General features: G+C 32.7%; 13 protein-coding genes. 2 read left to right on the forward strand and 11 right to left on the reverse strand.

The genetic code is table 11. From position 1 onward, the window contains the following. Nucleotides 1–14: 14 nt before the first annotated feature. The gene (gene mnmA / locus IHE43_RS18785; RefSeq protein ID WP_192185321.1) at nt 15–1202 is read right to left on the reverse strand and encodes a tRNA 2-thiouridine(34) synthase MnmA; all 1188 of its coding nucleotides are present in this window, start codon (nt 1200–1202) and stop codon (nt 15–17) included. Between the two features lie 142 nt (nt 1203–1344). On the opposite strand from mnmA, the gene IHE43_RS18790 reads away from it, so the two are divergent. Continuing rightward, complete coding sequence (locus IHE43_RS18790) at nt 1345–3222, forward strand: PEP/pyruvate-binding domain-containing protein (RefSeq protein ID WP_192185322.1); 1878 nt, start codon at nt 1345–1347, stop codon at nt 3220–3222. Here IHE43_RS18790 and IHE43_RS18795 read toward each other — a convergent pair whose 3' ends face one another. The 9 genes from IHE43_RS18795 to IHE43_RS18835 form a co-directional block, all read right to left on the reverse strand. After that, nucleotides 3223–3780, reverse strand: coding sequence for a DUF4956 domain-containing protein (locus IHE43_RS18795; RefSeq protein WP_192185323.1), 558 nt, complete (start codon nt 3778–3780; stop codon nt 3223–3225). A gap of 233 nt (nt 3781–4013) precedes the next feature. Continuing rightward, nucleotides 4014–4730, reverse strand: coding sequence for a toxin-antitoxin system YwqK family antitoxin (locus IHE43_RS18800; protein ID WP_192185324.1), 717 nt, complete (start codon nt 4728–4730; stop codon nt 4014–4016). Between the two features lie 94 nt (nt 4731–4824). Then, on the reverse strand, nt 4825–6735 hold the full coding sequence (yidC, locus tag IHE43_RS18805; protein ID WP_192185325.1) for a membrane protein insertase YidC: 1911 nt from the start codon (nt 6733–6735) through the stop codon (nt 4825–4827). An 83-nt stretch (nt 6736–6818) separates the two neighbouring features. Further along, nucleotides 6819–8432 carry a CTP synthase gene (locus tag IHE43_RS18810; protein ID WP_192185326.1) on the reverse strand — a complete coding sequence of 538 codons (1614 nt, stop codon included), beginning with the start codon at nt 8430–8432 and terminating at the stop codon, nt 6819–6821. Between the two features lie 455 nt (nt 8433–8887). Continuing rightward, nucleotides 8888–9121 carry a DUF3820 family protein gene (locus IHE43_RS18815; protein ID WP_192185327.1) on the reverse strand — a complete coding sequence of 78 codons (234 nt, stop codon included), beginning with the start codon at nt 9119–9121 and terminating at the stop codon, nt 8888–8890. Between the two features lie 178 nt (nt 9122–9299). Beyond that, on the reverse strand, nt 9300–11228 hold the full coding sequence (nagB, locus tag IHE43_RS18820) for a glucosamine-6-phosphate deaminase (protein ID WP_192185328.1): 1929 nt from the start codon (nt 11226–11228) through the stop codon (nt 9300–9302). A gap of 32 nt (nt 11229–11260) precedes the next feature. Beyond that, nucleotides 11261–12634, reverse strand: coding sequence for a sugar MFS transporter (locus IHE43_RS18825; RefSeq protein ID WP_192185329.1), 1374 nt, complete (start codon nt 12632–12634; stop codon nt 11261–11263). A 174-nt stretch (nt 12635–12808) separates the two neighbouring features. Continuing rightward, a complete protein-coding gene (locus IHE43_RS18830; RefSeq protein WP_192185330.1) occupies nt 12809–13684 on the reverse strand; it encodes a sugar phosphate nucleotidyltransferase in 876 nt (291 codons plus the stop codon). 9 nt (nt 13685–13693) lie between these two features. Continuing rightward, a complete protein-coding gene (locus tag IHE43_RS18835; RefSeq protein ID WP_192185331.1) occupies nt 13694–14785 on the reverse strand; it encodes a galactokinase family protein in 1092 nt (363 codons plus the stop codon). 232 nt (nt 14786–15017) lie between these two features. Between IHE43_RS18835 and IHE43_RS18840 the strand changes: the two genes are divergently transcribed. Then, nucleotides 15018–16058 (forward strand): LacI family DNA-binding transcriptional regulator, encoded by a 1041-nt coding sequence (locus IHE43_RS18840; RefSeq protein WP_192185332.1) that lies wholly within the window; start codon nt 15018–15020, stop codon nt 16056–16058. A 75-nt stretch (nt 16059–16133) separates the two neighbouring features. Here IHE43_RS18840 and IHE43_RS18845 read toward each other — a convergent pair whose 3' ends face one another. Continuing rightward, on the reverse strand, nt 16134–16772 hold the full coding sequence (locus tag IHE43_RS18845) for a sugar-binding protein (RefSeq protein WP_192185333.1): 639 nt from the start codon (nt 16770–16772) through the stop codon (nt 16134–16136). Nucleotides 16773–17058 lie beyond the last annotated feature (286 nt).

Below are 17058 nucleotides of genomic sequence, written 5' to 3' on the forward strand. Positions count from 1 at the left end.
AAAAAAGTATAAAGCTAAGAAATTACTCCCGAACCAACTAATTCATTATCGAAATACCAGGCAACAAACTGACCTTCAGTAATAGCAGATTGTGGTTCATCAAAACGAACGTACATTCCATCTTCAAATTGATGTAAAGTAGCTTTTTGGAGAGGCTGACGGTAACGAATTCTTGCCATTACTTCCATAGTCTCACCAACTTTTAGTGTCAAATCGGTACGGATCCAATGCACTTCAGATTTTTCAATAAATAAAGCTTTTTTGAACAGACCCGGGTGATTACTTGTCAAACCAGTGTAAATGGTATTAGTTTCAACATTGGTCGCAATAATAAATAAAGGATCAGTTGTTCCTCCAACGTTCAAACCTTTTCTTTGCCCAATTGTAAAATAATGAGCTCCTTGGTGTTTTCCAACTACTTTTCCCATTGTTGGAAGATAATTTAGCTTTTGAGCTTCTAATTTCAAATCTTCTTCTAATGATAAACCTGTTGGTTTTTCGACATTGTAAATCGGATCATTTTTATCAATCTGAACAATTTTACCTTCTTTTGGTTGCAATTTTTGTTGCAAAAACTCCGGTAAACGCACTTTCCCAATAAAACATAATCCCTGAGAATCTTTCTTTTCAGCCGTTACCAAATCCATTTCGGCAGCGATTTCGCGAACTTCCGGTTTTGTTAAGGCACCAATTGGAAATAATGATTTTGCTAATTGTTCTTGCGACAATTGACATAAAAAATACGATTGGTCTTTATTGTTATCAGCGCCGGCTATTAATTGGTAAACCGATTTTCCATCAACTTCAATTTCACTTTTTTGACAATAATGTCCCGTTGCTACATAATCAGCACCAAGACTTAAGGCAATTTTCATGAAAACATCAAATTTGATTTCGCGATTACAAAGTACATCAGGATTTGGAGTTCTCCCTTTTTCGTATTCGTTGAACATATAATCAACGATTTTTTCTTTGTATTCTTCGCTTAAATCGACAGTTTGAAACGGTATTCCGAGTTTTTCAGCTACTAATAAAGCATCATTACTATCCTCTAACCATGGGCATTCGTTAGAAATAGTAACCGAGTCATCATGCCAGTTCTTCATAAAAAGGCCAATAACTTCGTATCCTTGTTGTTGCAATAAATAAGCTGCAACACTCGAATCTACTCCACCAGAAAGTCCAACTACTACACGTTTCATTCTAAATCGTTTATATTTTTACAAGGGTGCAAAGATAAGTCCTATTTTTGATTTTTGCAGTAGTTTCGATTAGTTTATATAATCCCGCAGTAGACAAAACCTATCGTTTTTTTTAATTACTTTTATTCATCAATAAAATGTCATGCGAAAATTTGTTTACACTTTTATTTTTCTCTTCACTATAACCACTTTAAGCGCACAAAGCTACAGTGCTTCTTTGCCCAATTATGAAGCATATAAAGCTTTTAAAGGCAAGCCATTATCCGATAAGTTTTCAAATATCGAATCTGTTAAAATTGTTTATGATCTGAAATCTAAAAAAATGTATTATTTCAATAGTACTTTAATTTCTCATCATTATGACTTTGCAACCAACTATTTAAGTTATGCTAAGGAAGTAGATATATTTAACAAAGAAAATTATAGCGATACAGAAAAAAACAGAACTTACTTATTAGGAAACCTGAATCATATCAAAGGAACTGAAAAATGGATTTTCGAACTAGCAGCTTCAGATCGTATGCCAATTCCGTTAATTGAAAACTTTTATAATTTAATTTTAAAATCCAGTTTCATTGGAGCAAGTCTAAAATTCTATTTGAATAATCCAGAAAAAATGGAATGGTTTCAACAAAATAAATTCAAAATTCCGTGTGTAAAATCAGATTACATTTTTAATGATATCATCTATCAGGAAGTCGTTTCCGGAAGTACTGTTGGCATTCTCAAACAATACAAAATAGAGGATTTGGAAAAGGTTCAACCAAGCCCTGGTGAAATTATAATTTTGGATGGAACACCAGATATTTTGCCGGACGTGAGAGGAATTATTGTGAATGAACTTCAAACACCATTGAGTCATTTGGTACTTTTAGGCAAAAACAGAAAAATTCCGATTATGGCCTATACTACTGTTTTCAAAGACAATAATATCACAAGATTGATTTCAAAAAAAGTAGAATTAAAAATAGAAATTGATACTTTTTATATAAAAGAAACCAATAAAAAAATAACACAAAAAACTGTTTCAAAAAAGAAACAATTAGTTGTTGACAACAGCATTACAGATTTGGTTGATTTGAATACGATTCCCAAAAAAGGTGTCAATTTTATCGGTTCAAAAGCACAGAATATGGCTTACCTAATTGCTATTGCAAAAGAAATTTCTTTTAAAACGCCTGAGGATGCACATGCCATTCCATTTTATTACTATACGCAACACATTCAGAAAAAGTCAATTTCGCTTTTAATAAATGAACTTTTGGTTAATCAACATAAAGATTCAACGGTATGGATTAGTCATCAATTAAAAAAAATTCGCGACGCCATTAAAAAAGAGCCTATCAATCCTGAATTAATCACAAAGCTCAATCAAACCTTCAAAAATGCTGCTTTTAAAAATTTTAGATTCAGATCTTCTACAAACGCTGAAGATTTAGATGATTTTAATGGTGCTGGTCTTTACGATTCTAAAACCGGGATTTTAAGTGATAGTATAAAAACCTTCGAAAAGGCAATTAAACAAGTTTGGGCGAGTGTATGGAATGAAGGATCTTATATCGAAAGAGAACTTTTTGGGATCGATCAACAAAGTATTGCCATGGGAGTTTTGGTACATCGTTCTTTTCCAGATGAAATAGCCAATGGTGTAATCATTACCCAAAATATCTTTAGGAAAAATTTTCCCGGCATTACAGTTAATATACAAAAAGGAGAAAATTCAGTTGTTAAACCTGAAAAAGGAGAAATATGCGAACAATTCACAGCTTATTACTTACCCTCCCAAAGTAAAGACGAAGAGTTTAATGTCGATTATACTTCAAATTCCAATTTAAACAATAATGAACCTTTGTTAAGTAGAAAAGAAATGATCAGACTGAATTCTGTCAGTCAAAAAATCGAAACTCAAATGAATCGCTATTGGAGAAAAAACAGGCTAAATCCTGTTGATATTGAATTTAAAATTGTGGGAGAAAATCGTGATTTATACATCAAACAGGTTAGGCCTTTTAATGAGTAATCAATAGAAAACCTGTAAATCTATTTCATTAGAAACCGTATTGATCAGAATGATTTTAAACTCAAAATCGTCAACATTAATTTTTTGTTGAATTGATTGCCGAATCCTTTTATTGTCAAGCGAAAAATCACCTTCCAAAGGAATTTTGACATCAACAATATTTAAATATTTTGAAGCTTTTTTATTGACTAAAATCGAAGCAAAAATGTAAAATCCGATAATTATGAATTGGAAAAATAGCAACACTTCAATTTTTTCATAGGGATACATGATATCCAAAATAGAAAGTGTAATGGTTGCAAAGAGGAAAATAATTGCATTTACAGTAAAAGACTGTGTCCTGAATCTTAAAATGGAAAAAATAGCAAACAATCCAAACCCAATCCCTACTCCAATTTCGATTTTTGTGAATAAATAACACAACGAAAAAGTACAAAGACCAACAATAACCATCAGTGGATTTATAGTTTCATTATCTTTTCTGTTTGAGAAAAAATACAAAATCAAAATTGAGAAAAACAATAATAGAAATCTTCCCGTAAGTTCGTTTAAATCCATTTACTCAAAGTATTAGCAAATCAAATTTAGAAAAAAGTTTGTCACGAATTTTTCTTTTTTGATAATTCGAACTGAATTTAAAAAAAGTTGCCACGAATTACACGAATTTTCACTAATTATTCTCTGGTTAAAACATGCAGAAAAATTCGTGTAATTCGTGTAATTGCTTCGCCAATTCGCTAGTGCTCGTGTTGTGACAAAAAAAAGTCCGCTTTTAGCGGACTACTATAAATCTATTCCATTTTAGGTTTTGAGTCGGCTTTATAATTGCTTTTCGGATCACTCATATTTACCTCTTTAGTTAATTTCCCTTTCAGGTAAAATTGCCACATCCCGACTTTCTTTCCGTTTAAAAATTTTCCTTTAGAAGCCATGACACCGTCAGAATCGTAGAAAATAGCTTCTCCGTTATATTCATTATTTTTATAAGTGCTTTGTTCTAAAAGCAATGCGTTTTGACCGTATTTCTTATAAGTTCCATCTTTTAAACCATTCTTATACGTCATTTCTTCCGCAATTTTAGAATCAGGATAAAAAACTGATCTTACACCTTCCAGCTTTCCGTTTTTATAATTTTCAAGCGTCATAACCACTTTCGAGGATTTGTGATAATATTTCCATTCGCCTTCACGCGCTTTACCCACTTCTTTTCCTTCGCTTACCTTATTCTTATTCTGATCATAAAAAATAGTATAAGAACTGCCATCATTAGCCGTGAAATCACGTGTTGCCACAACATCACCTTTTTTGGTATCATCAAAAAACTTAAAAAGTCCGGTTTCTTTTCCGTGATTAAAAGTCCCTTCATAACGCGGACGTTTTGAAAGTTCGTAAGTTCCTTTCCAAACTCCGTCTTTTTTTCCGTTGGCATCCACTTTATTGACTTCTTGCGCCGAAATTAAAAAGGCATTTAAAAAAAGTAATCCGATTATTATTTTTTTATAAATCATATTAAATTCAATTTTAAGCTTTAACGAAAATGCTTTTGATAAAGTATACTATAAAAATAAAAAAATCCCGATAAATCGAGATTTTTTTATTGTATTATTTCTTTTTGTTTTGACCTTTTGCAGCCTCTTGTTGTTCCATTACCTCTTGAAGACGTTGTTGAAACTTACTTTGTTTTTTAGGTTCTTTTAATTTATTCTCCTGAATTTGAGCGTGAATTTTATCTGTATCCACAATATAATTTTTGATGACAAACATAATTCCGATTGTAATTAAGTTCGAAATAAAATTGTATAAACTCAAACCAGCACCATAACTATTGAAGAAAATTAACATCATTAATGGCGAAACATAAATCATGATTTTCATCATTTTTGCCATATCCGGCATACCTTCTTGCTGAGGCGCTGCCATCTGTTGATCTCCAGATGTCATTTTCATATAGAAGAAAATTGCAATTGCTGCCAAAATTGGAAACAAACTAATATGACTTCCATATAATGGAATATTGAATGGCAATTGTACTATAGCATCAAAAGATGATAAATCGTCTGCCCAAAGGAAACTTTTTTGTCTTAACTCAAAAGCTGATGGGAAGAACTGGAATGATGCATACATAAACGGAAGCTGAATCAATGCCGGAATACATCCTGCCATTGGGTTTACTCCTGCTTTGTTATACAACTTCATCGTTTCCTGTTGTTTCTTCATTGGGTCTTTTTTGAACTTTTCTCCCAACTCTGTAATTTCAGGACGTAAAACTTTCATTTTAGCCTGAGACAAGAATGACTTATAGGTAATTGGCGACATAGCCAATTTGATAATAATGGTAAAGATGATAATTGCAATTCCTAATGACAATCCAATTGTAGAACTTAAGAATCCAAATAATGGAATAAAAATCCATTTATTAATCCATCCAAAAATTCCCCAGCCTAATGGAATAATTTTTTCGAAGTTTTTATCGTAAGATTTTAAAGTTTTATAATCAGCCGGTCCAAAATACCAGTGCATCTTATAATCAACTTCTCCATTAGAAAAAACTAAAGGAACTGTTGCTCTAAACTGCTTCACAAATGTTGTATCAATAACTTCGTCTTTAACTAAATCATCAGATTGCAATTTAGATTTTTCGAATGGCTTATCAGTTGCTAAAATAGCAGTAAAAAAGTGCTGTTTAAAAGCGATATAGCTTACTTTTTCCGGAGTATCTTCTTTTCCTACACCTGTATTTAAATAGTTATATTTTTCATCACCATATTCATATTCTAGGAGAGCATATCTCTTTTCAATAGAAACACTTTTCTCGTTTCTGTAACTTTTCAAATCCCATTGTAAATCTAATGGTTTAGAAGAATTTAAAACTTTATTCAATCCTTGAGAACGAACATCAAAACCAACTAAGTAGTCGTTTGCTTTTAAGATATATTTATATTCTAAAAATTCATTTGCACCAGCTTTCAAACGCATTGTTAAGATTTGATCCGCTCCGTTTTTAGTCAACGTTGGTTCAAAATATAAATCCTTAGAATTTAAAGTTCTGTTATCAGTAGTTTGTAATTGAATATTTAAATTCGAATTATTATCTCTAATTAATTCTATTAACTGCCCGGAGTTTTTCTCAAATCTTTTGAACTCTTTCAACTTAGCTTCAACGATATAACCACCTTTGTTGGCGATTTTTAGTATCATCTTTTCATTTTCAATAGTTGTAAAACCTTCTTTTGCAGAAGGAAGTGTAGCCGAATAAGCAAAACCACCTAAAGTTTGTTGCAATTTTGCCAATTGAACTGTATCACCAGGTGTTGCAGCAGCAACAGGTAAAATAGCTGTTTTAGTTTTATCAACTTTAGCCTGAGCTTCTTGCTTAGCAACTAATTCTTTCTTGGCTTTTTCAGCAGCAATTTCCTTATCTGAAGGTTGATTTTGGTACATAATCCAAATCAAAATTCCAAATATCAATACAAAACCAATGATTGAATTAAGATCAAATTTTTTTTCTTCCATTATTAATTTAAAAAAGTTATTCGTTAAAGGCTATTAGTAATGAGTTCGACTCAAACGTTACATCCTTTTGAGAATATTAATTATTATTTTTTATGCGCAATAACTGCAGCAGCCACAAAGTTTACGAAAATTGGGTGCGGATTTGCAACCGTACTTTTGTATTCAGGATGGTATTGTACTCCAATGAAAAATGGATGATTTTCAAGCTCAACAATTTCAACTAAACCAGTATCAGGATTAACTCCCGAAGCAATTAAACCCGCTTTCTGTAATTCATCTTTATATTTATTATTGTACTCATAACGGTGACGGTGACGCTCTGAAATAGTTTTTTGACCGTAGATTTTATGTGCCAATGAGTTTGGTTTAATATCACATTTCCAAGCCCCAAGACGCATTGTTCCACCTTTGTCTGTAATTGTTTTTTGTTCTTCCATCAAATTCACCACAGGATATTTTGTTTTATCATTCATCTCTGTAGAATTCGCTTCAGTGTAACCTAAAATATTTCTTGAATATTCGATAACAGACATTTGCATTCCTAAACAAATTCCGAAAAACGGAATATTATTTTCTCTTGCGTAACGAACTGCTTCGATTTTTCCTTCAATTCCTCTTTCACCAAAACCAGGAGCCACTAAAACACCGTCAAGAGGCCTTAATTTTTCTTCAACATTATCAATATTAATATGCTCAGAATGTATAGAAATTACATTTACTTTAGTTTCATTAGCTGCACCTGCATGAATAAACGCCTCTAAAATAGATTTGTAACAATCCTGCATTTCTACGTATTTTCCAATCAAACCAATATTTACAGTATGTTTTGGATTTTTCAATCTGCGTAAAAAAGTATTCCAGTTTTTTAAATCCGGAGCTGCTTTTTTAGGCAAATCTAATTTCTTCAAAGCAACAACATCCAATCCTTCTTCAAGCATTAAATTTGGAACTTCATATATTGTTGAAGCATCAATAGACTGAATTACGGCTTCTCTTTTTACATTACAAAATAATGCTAGTTTATTACGTAACTCATCAGAAAGTTCGTGCTCTGTTCTACAAACCAAAATATCAGCTTTGATACCACTTTCCATCAACGTTTTTACAGAGTGCTGTGTTGGTTTAGTTTTCAACTCACCCGCAGCAGCCAAATAAGGAACCAATGTTAAATGAATAACAATTCCGTTATTTTCACCCAATTCCCAAACTAACTGACGAACAGACTCGATATAAGGTAAAGATTCAATATCACCAACAGTTCCACCAATTTCAGTAATAACAATATCATAATCGCCAGATTTACCCAGCAATTGCATTCTGTCTTTGATTTCGTTTGTAATATGAGGAACAACCTGAACCGTTTTTCCTAAAAACTCCCCTCTTCTTTCTTTCTCAATAACTGAAAGATAAACTCTTCCTGTAGTAACGTTATTGGCCTGAGAAGTAGGAACGTTTAAGAAACGCTCATAATGACCTAAATCTAAATCGGTTTCAGCACCATCATCTGTTACATAACATTCTCCATGTTCATACGGATTTAGTGTTCCCGGGTCTACATTTATATACGGGTCAAATTTTTGAATAGTTGTACGGTATCCTCTTCCTTGTAACAATTTTGCTAAAGATGCCGCGATAATTCCTTTTCCTAATGAAGAAGTCACACCGCCTGTAACAAAAATATATTTTGTTTGATTCATTCTGTTGTTGTTTGTATTGTAGTTGTGTAAAAAACTTGGCAAAAGTACAAATTTAATTAGATAATTTGTCAATAAGAGAATGAGATAATTTGCAAATTTTTAAACAGAATGATTAGTTGCTTTCGTAATCGATAATTTTAACTTTTAATTGGAGATTTTTTTGAAGAATGTCTTTATTCTGACGTATAAATAATCTTTCAAAATACAATTCGATTAAAAGAACAAGTATGCAAAAATAACGAGAATCATAGAGATACATTCTTAAACAATAAGCAATATTTTGAATAGGTATATTTTGACACAAAAAAAATATTATAATTTAAAAACACTGACTTGTACACATTTATGAATTCAGGCTTGAATTCTGTGGTATCAATTTGTTTTAAAAATTATAATATTTTTGTATGTCAAACTTAAATAAAAAAAATCAAACAGCAAAGATTTTTCTTACTATTTTAATTTGGCTTCGGATATTGCTTTTTAATATTCCGAATCAACTCTTCCAAGCCATTTAGTTTTAACTCATAAATCAATTGCAATTGTTGCCCCAATTCTCCTTTAGGAAAGCCCTTATTTTGGTACCAGACCACATAATATTCAGGTAAGTCAATTAAAAAACGTCCTTCGTATTTCCCGAAGGGCATTTTGGTGTGTGCTAATTTTATGAGAAGTTTTTTGTCTTGTTCCATTTTTTTTAAGAAGAAAGAAGCAAGAGAAAAGAATATAGATTTATTCCCTTTCCTGCTTCTTGTTGGTACAAAGCTATTCTATTTTTTATTTTTTTGCCACAGATTAAAACAAAGTTTTTAGTCGCAGTCACAGTTTACAGTTTAGAGTTCACTGTTAACTGACACTGAAAACTGAGACTTAGTAGTGCCATCTTACAAAAGCTTCCATAGCGGCATAAGTTGCCAAACCTAATTGTTGGTATAAAACTGCTGTTTCTGCATTTCTGTCTTCGGCTCTTTGCCAAAATTCCCTTGCATCGGTTCCCTGAAAAACAACTCCGTCTTTTTGAGACTGGTGTTTGAAGATTCCGTGTCGTTTTGCCAAAACCTGATCCGGGCTCATTGGTACTGCCATCTCGACTTCGTCAATTCCCCATTCCTGCCATGCTCCACGGTATAACCATAACCAACAATCGTCCATAAACGATTTTGGTTTTAAAACTTTTACAGCTTCAAAAATTGCATCCAGACATACTTTATGTGTTCCGTGTGGATCGGCTAAATCTCCTGCTGCGTAGATTTGATGCGGTTTGATTTTTTCAATTAAATCCACTGTCAATTGAATATCTTCCGGACCGATTGGCTTCTTTTCAATTGTTCCCGTTTCATAAAAAGGCAATTCCATAAAATGAATCTGATCGTCTGTCAAACCAACAAAATGACTTGTTGCTCTTGCTTCTCCTTTTCTGATTAATCCTTTGATATAACGCACTTCCGGAATATCAATTTCACTGTTCTTTTTATTGGTCAAAAAAGTTGCCGCCTTTTGATAAATATTATCCGCCTCGGCACTTTTGATTCCGAATTTCTCGTTGTAATCAATTACGAATCTTGCAAAACGTAACGCCTCATCATCCGCAACAGCAATATTTCCAGAGGTTTGATAGGCTACATGCACTTCATGTCCCTGCTCCTGCAAACGCATGAAGGTTCCTCCCATACTGATAATGTCATCATCTGGATGCGGACTGAAAATCAAAACACGTTTTTTAGCCGGCTCAGCTCTTTCCGGACGGTTTGAATCGTCTGCATTGGGTTTTCCGCCCGGCCAGCCTGTGATTGTATTTTGAAGTTTATTGAAGATTTTAATATTGATATCATAAGCCGGACCTGAATCTGCCAATAAATCACTCATCCCATGTTCGATATAATCAGCATCAGTAAGCATTAAAATTGGTTTTTTAAGCTGAAGCGCCAATCCTAAAACTGCTTTACGTGTTAATTTATCTGTCCAAACTACTTTTTCTACCAGCCATGGTTTATTGATTCTGGTTAGTTTTGAAGAAGCTTCTTTATCCAAAACAAAAACCGCATTATTATGTTCCTGTAAAAAGGAAGCTGGCACGCGATTCGTAACCTCATCTTCTACCGATTTTTTTACAATATTGGCTTTTCCTTCTCCCCAGGCCAGTAAAATAACCTGTTTGGCTTCCATGATTTTTTTTACTCCAAGGGTAATGGCTGTTCTTGGCGTATTGCTCAATCCAAAGAAATCTTTACTTGCCGCAACTCTTGTAATATGATCCAATGCCACTAAACGTGTTTTTGAGTTTTGAAGCGAACCCGATTCGTTAAAACCGATATGCCCGTTTCCTCCAATTCCTAAAATCTGCAAATCAATACCACCCAAAGCTTCAATTTTTGCTTCATAATCATGACAGTAATCAGCAATTTGTTCTTTTGTTAAAAGTCCGTCTGGGACGTGGTAGTTCTCCGGTAAAATATCGACATGGTCAAACAGCAATTCTTTCATGAAACGAACATAACTGTTAATTGAGTTGGGTTCCATCGGATAATATTCATCCAGATTAAAGCTGATTACATTCTTAAAACTCAATCCTTCTTCTTTATGCAAACGAACCAATTCAGCATACAATCCTTTTGGAGAAGAACCAGTTGCAAGGCCCAAAATGCAAGGCTGATTTTCTTTTTGTTTGGATAGAATTAAAGCCGCAATTTCCTGAGCAACTGCTTTTGAAGCATCAGAAGAATTTTCAAAAACAACCGTATTGATGTTTTCGAATCGTTTTTCGAATCCTGTTGCTTTGTCGATTATACTTTTTAACATGATATAGTTTTTTTTAATTTCTCTGGTTTATTCTACCATTTTCGGTATTTATGACCTTTTACAGCATAAAAAAGAATCATTATATAAGATGGCAATAACATTAAATACGCAAGCTGATTTCCACTTCTTGAAGCGTCTTGCGTTCCTGCTGTAATATTTGATGTATTTATCGTTTCTGTGATTAATCCATATAATAAAGGAAAAATAGCACCACCAATAATTCCCATAATCAAAATGGCACTTCCAATTTTAGTATAACCACCCAAATCTTCTAATGCCATTGGCCAAATTGCTGGCCAGCAAAGTGCATTTGCCAAACCAAGTAATGCTACTAAAAGAATTACAATTGGCAAATTTGGAATTCCAGGTAATTGAATCATCAATTTAGGTGAAATAATAACAATTGCCAAAACTAAAATGATTCCCAATATTCCAGATCCTTTTAAAGCTGTTACCTGTGATAGATATTTTGGTATTAAAGTTATTCCTAAAATATATCCCACAACCATTGCTGACATGGTAAAAGAGGTTAATTTTAAATAAAAATTTCCTTCGTCTCCATAAACTCCCAATTGTTTTCCGAAGCCTCCAATTGAATCTCCAGCCAAAACCTCGGCTGCCAAATACAACATTAAAGTAATCACTCCCAAAACCAATTGAGGACGTCTGAATGCATTTTTAATTTGTTTGAAAATGCTTAAATTTGAAATATTACCTTCTTCATCCAAATCAATTTCAGGGAGTGGGGAAAGCTTCACCAACAAAGCTAACACCATAATAATCAATCCCATATAAAGATAAGGTCTTTGCAATTGTAATGCAAGAGAATTTAAAGCATTTGATTTTGAAACCGAATCCAGCATCGCGATCTTATCTGCTGTAAACTCCTGCATATTAGACAAAACCAATGCAGTCAATATAATTGGTGCTACAAAACCAGCCAATTTATTCGCAATTCCTAAAACACTAATTCGGGCTGCTGCACTTTCTCTCGGGCCAATCACTACTACATAAGGATTTGAAGCCGTTTGCAAAATTGCCAAACCTGTTCCCATAACAAAAAGTGCTATCAAAAATAGTAAAAAAGTACGGCTTTCTGCTGCTGGATAAAACATAAATGCGCCTAAAGCGATGATTAATAATCCTAAAGAGATACCGTTTTTGTAGCCTACTTTTTCGATTACCCAAGATGATGGGACCGCCATTACAAAATAAGCAATATAAAAGGCAAAAGTTACAAAGTAAGCCTGTGAAGAAGAAAGCTCGCAAGCCAATTCAAAAAATGGAATTAAAGGTCCGTTTAGCCAGGTTACAAATCCGAGAATGAAAAATAATGCGGTCAGAATAACCATCGGAAGAATTGCATTCCTTTTTTCTACTTGTATGACATTTTCAATGTTCGACATAATACTTTTGGTTGATTGTTAATAGATTTTTTGGTTTTCAATCTAAAATTAGTATCAACACTTTTAATGCATTGCCTTTTTTACGCATATTTTTGCGTTTTTTTTGCAATGCAAAAGTAATGTAATAAGTTGTACTTATCCCTAAAATAGATATGAATTTTTTGTTAATATTTGCTAAGCTTCCCAGTCAAGCACTGGATAGTATTTTTTAAGGTATTCTTTTACATCTGCAATGTCTTCCTTGGCCGTTAAATCAGGAACGTGCTCAGAAAACGGAATTCCCACAGTTGTATTCGGGTTAGCTTTAACCGAATTTAAAAGCACCGTTGGTAATTCTTTTTCATCTCTTTCCGGATTTACGGGACAATTTTTAAGATGCGTATACAAAGTGCTTCCGTTGAATTTGAAGGCATTCATACTCACTCTTATCTTTCCTTCTACATCTTTATAATGTTCTAAATCATCAGCTGTAGGTTTTTCTAAAATATCCAATAATTGATTATTTTGATCTAATTTGGCAATCGCAAAACGCGAAATTCTTTCAGACGGAAATTCCAAAGCATCACGATCATAACTAATAAAAGCATTTGGGCTTTGTGTTTCTCTCAGTGCCAATAAAGCTTTCGCCGAATACAAATTATCACTATTACAAACAGAATATTCCTGTGTATTCAATTCAGGAAATTGTTCAACTGCCTGAAATAAAGCATCAGCAGTACCAAAAGGTTTTACTCTTCCTTCAGGAATGTATTGAACAGCAAATGAGATGTTAAGCCCGTGAAAATTGTTGTTTTCATTATGATTCCCATAAAATTCTTTAAACAACTCTCCTTGCTCTCCTATAATAATATAGATGTTTACATATCCTGCCTTTTTGGCATTCAATAAAAGATAATCCAGCAAAGGTCTTCCGCTTGCTCCAACGCCAATTAAACCTTTACTTCTTTCATTGGCCTGTGCAATTTCCTCGGGAGATAAATTATCTAAAATGGCTTCTTTTTTCATACGAGAGGATGCACCACCCGCAAGAATAACTAAATTGTTGTGCATATTTATATCTTAAATTTCAATATTTTCAATAATTCTTACTCCTGGATCTACGCTAACCGAATAAGCTTCCAGGGCTCCGGCTTTTAAAATAGCGTCGATAACCAAATTTTCTTTTTCAGGATCAGCAATTACAACGATACTGCCACCACCACCGGACCCTACAATTTTCGCTCCGTATGCACCTGCACGTAAAGCTGCGTTGATCATATCATCAATTCTTGGCACTGTAATTTTTAGTAAATCACGCAAAACTTCATGATGCTGATTCATTAATTCACCAATTTTTTTAAGATCTAAAACTGGTTTTTCAAATTCTTTTAAAGCGTCTTTGGTATAATGATAATTTTTTAAAGCTGCTTCAAAAAACGGAATCAATCGATCCGGCAAACAATTTCTGTATCGGTCAATATCCTCAATTTCAGAAGTATTCAAATCAAAATTTGGAAAATTCTGTTTTACAATATCAATTGCCATCAAAGCATTACCTTTTAATTCACCAATTAATCCAATGGTTTCTTTAGGAACACCTGAAACTCCGGTAATCAAACCTTTTAAATTGGTTCCGATAATTTTATACGAAAAAGGGTCTTTTGTATTAATATACACAATATTCCCTACTCCAATACTAAAATGATCCATCATTCCACCTGGTTCTCCATGTTCTAAAACCTCAGAAGCATATCCTATTTTGGCAATAAATTCTGGAGTTACTTCATCATCAACTCCAAAGGCCGTAATCAAGAACTGAATCCATGCCATTAATAATGCCGAGGAACTTGATGTTCCCGAATTAATTGGAATATCTCCTGTAATAGTAATATCGTATCCTATTTTTGGTACACAACCATGTCTGCGTAAAACACGAAGCGATGAAGCAAAATAATCACGAGGTTCCAATTTTTCGAAAGTTGCATCAATATTTATCACACGTTTTTCATTAATATCAATCATATTAAGAACAAACGTTTTGGTTTGATTTTCCTGAGCAATTAATTTTATATCTCGATTTATAGCACAGGCTATAACGGGTAATCCTAAATAATCCTGATGATCTCCAAAGAGGCATGTTCGGCCCGGGGCTAATGAAGTAATTTTTCTCACTTGAAAATTTTACATTAAAACATTGTAATTCAAATAATTACAACATTATTTGGTTATGAATTTATTTTATAATTTCGGTTTTGATTCTACGAAACTATATATTATATTTTTATAAAACAAGAAAAAAATAAAAAATGTGCTCGAACACACTAAATAAATGTTCTCGAGCACACAATACAATTCTCCTAAAAAATTTTACTATAATTAAATCAAAGTTTCTATATTTGCTTATATGGATAAAAAGTATACAATTAAGGATATTGCAAAAATGGCCGGAGTTTCTAAAGGAACTGTTGATCGTGTTTTGCATAATAGAGGAAAGGTTTCTCCTGCTGCATTGGAAAAAATCAATGAAGTTTTAAACGTCATTAATTATGAACCCAACTTAATTGCCCGAAATTTAAAAAATACTAAAGTTTATCGCATTTGTGTTTTACTTCCAGATCCTGAAATTGACCCTTATTGGCTTCCATGTGTTAACGGGATTCAGGATGCGATAACAGAATTTAAAGCCTATAGTGTTATTATAGAAACCTATTTTTTTAATCCTGAAAGTACTAAATCGTTTTTAAGTACCAATACTAAAATAATCGAACGATCGCCAGATGCCGTTTTAATTGCTCCTTTATTTCATAAAGAGACGCTCGAAATTATTAAGCAATACGACGAATTGGAAATTATAGTGAATACTTTCAACAACCAGGTTGAGTCTTCGTCTATTAAAAGTTTTGTTGGACAAGATTTGTACAAAAGTGGTCGTGTGGCGGCTAGTTTAATGAACCTGATTCTGACGGAGGGACAAATTGCAATAATCCATATTGATGAAAGTCTTAAAAATGCGGTTCACATGCAGGAGAAAGAAAAAGGATTTAGAAATTATTTTGATGAAAAAAAACTGTCTGATTTTTCTTTAACCACTTTAAAATTAAAATACTCCAATATTGAAACTAAGTTTCCGGCATTTATAGAAGAAAACCCAAATTTACGTGGCATTTTCATTACAACTTCTAAAGCCTATCAGATTGCCTCCGTTTTATCTTCTCTAAAAAATAAAAAGATTGCACTTATTGGTTATGATTTAATTGAGAAAAATGTAAACTTCCTAAATCAGGGATTGGTTCATTTTTTAATACATCAAAATCAAAAGAGACAGGCTTATTTAGGAGTAAGCACCTTAGTGGAGCATTTTTTATTTCGAAAAGAAATACCGGAAACGATTTTGCTTCCAATAGATATTATTAATGTTGAGAACGCTTCCTTTTATGTATCATAATAAAATTGCTACAAAGACACAAAGGCGCTAAGTTTGTATTTCTTTGTGACTTAGTGGCTTTCTGGCAAATTATAACTACTCCATCAAAATAAATTTCCCAAAAGAAGAAGCAATATGAAAATTGGGTTCCGGTGTATTTGGATTTACCCATGAAATCCAGGTAGGCTGATAGTTTTGATTTTCATCTTTAGAAAATTTAGCTCTATAAACTCCGGTTTCAATAATATTGTTTTGAATTAAATTCAATTCTTTCAAAGAAGCAATACTGATTGTTCCTCCAACAGTAAAAGAATTCTTCCCTTTTGAAGATTTTACTTCTATATGTTCTTTGGGCCACTTCCAATTAAAATCAAATTCCTTATTTGGCTTTGCCTCAAAATCCATTATTCTGGCTGCAGTATCCATTTCAAGGCAATAATAAGGATTTAAAGAATCGTTAGCTCTAAAAAACAGTTCTACCCGATCTGAGTTTCCTATACTATCAACACTATCATCTTTTTCATCGATATAAATATCAGTATCAAAAACCTGAAAATTAAAATAGAAATTTTCTAAATCATGAAGTGCCCGAAATTCAATTTTTGACATTGGATCGTTTTTCCATGGAGAAGAAAAATCAGTTAAACAATTTGCTTTTCCCCAAAAAGAAACATCTAAAATTTCGAGATCTTTTTTCTGATTTTCATTAATTAAAACAACCTGATATTCTTTCACAATTTTGACTTTTAAATTTTATTATTTTCTAATTTTTGAAAAGCTTAAAATGCCCTGAAATCCGAATTGAAAACAGGTCGTTTTTAACATGACCAATATAGTTCAAAAATCAGGAACAAAATCTCCTTTCCTTAATTAAAATAAAATCATCGAAAAGCGATTTTCTTACTAAATAAAACAATAAGAAAATCCTGTTTAATTAATATCTATTTAATACCTGTATTGCGAAATTCATAAGATTTTACAAAAGCATCAATTATAATTCATCTAAACAGCAATTTCGCAT

Origin of the sequence: Flavobacterium sp. MDT1-60 (assembly GCF_014844035.1) — a bacterium.
Taxonomy (GTDB): domain Bacteria; phylum Bacteroidota; class Bacteroidia; order Flavobacteriales; family Flavobacteriaceae; genus Flavobacterium.

Excerpts from the sequence above, each read along its gene's own strand:
- IHE43_RS18815 (WP_192185327.1), bottom strand. The coding sequence starts at position 9,121 with ATGGAACAAGACAAAAAACTTCTCATAAAATTAGCACACACCAAAATG.
- nagB (WP_192185328.1), bottom strand. The coding sequence starts at position 11,228 with ATGTTAAAAAGTATAATCGACAAAGCAACAGGATTCGAAAAACGATTC.
- IHE43_RS18840 (WP_192185332.1), top strand. The coding sequence starts at position 15,018 with ATGGATAAAAAGTATACAATTAAGGATATTGCAAAAATGGCCGGAGTT.
- yidC (WP_192185325.1), bottom strand. The coding sequence starts at position 6,735 with ATGGAAGAAAAAAAATTTGATCTTAATTCAATCATTGGTTTTGTATTG.
- IHE43_RS18825 (WP_192185329.1), bottom strand. The coding sequence starts at position 12,634 with ATGTCGAACATTGAAAATGTCATACAAGTAGAAAAAAGGAATGCAATT.
- IHE43_RS18800 (WP_192185324.1), bottom strand. The coding sequence starts at position 4,730 with ATGATTTATAAAAAAATAATAATCGGATTACTTTTTTTAAATGCCTTT.
- IHE43_RS18810 (WP_192185326.1), bottom strand. The coding sequence starts at position 8,432 with ATGAATCAAACAAAATATATTTTTGTTACAGGCGGTGTGACTTCTTCA.
- IHE43_RS18830 (WP_192185330.1), bottom strand. The coding sequence starts at position 13,684 with ATGCACAACAATTTAGTTATTCTTGCGGGTGGTGCATCCTCTCGTATG.
- IHE43_RS18795 (WP_192185323.1), bottom strand. The coding sequence starts at position 3,780 with ATGGATTTAAACGAACTTACGGGAAGATTTCTATTATTGTTTTTCTCA.
- mnmA (WP_192185321.1), bottom strand. The coding sequence starts at position 1,202 with ATGAAACGTGTAGTAGTTGGACTTTCTGGTGGAGTAGATTCGAGTGTT.
- IHE43_RS18790 (WP_192185322.1), top strand. The coding sequence starts at position 1,345 with ATGCGAAAATTTGTTTACACTTTTATTTTTCTCTTCACTATAACCACT.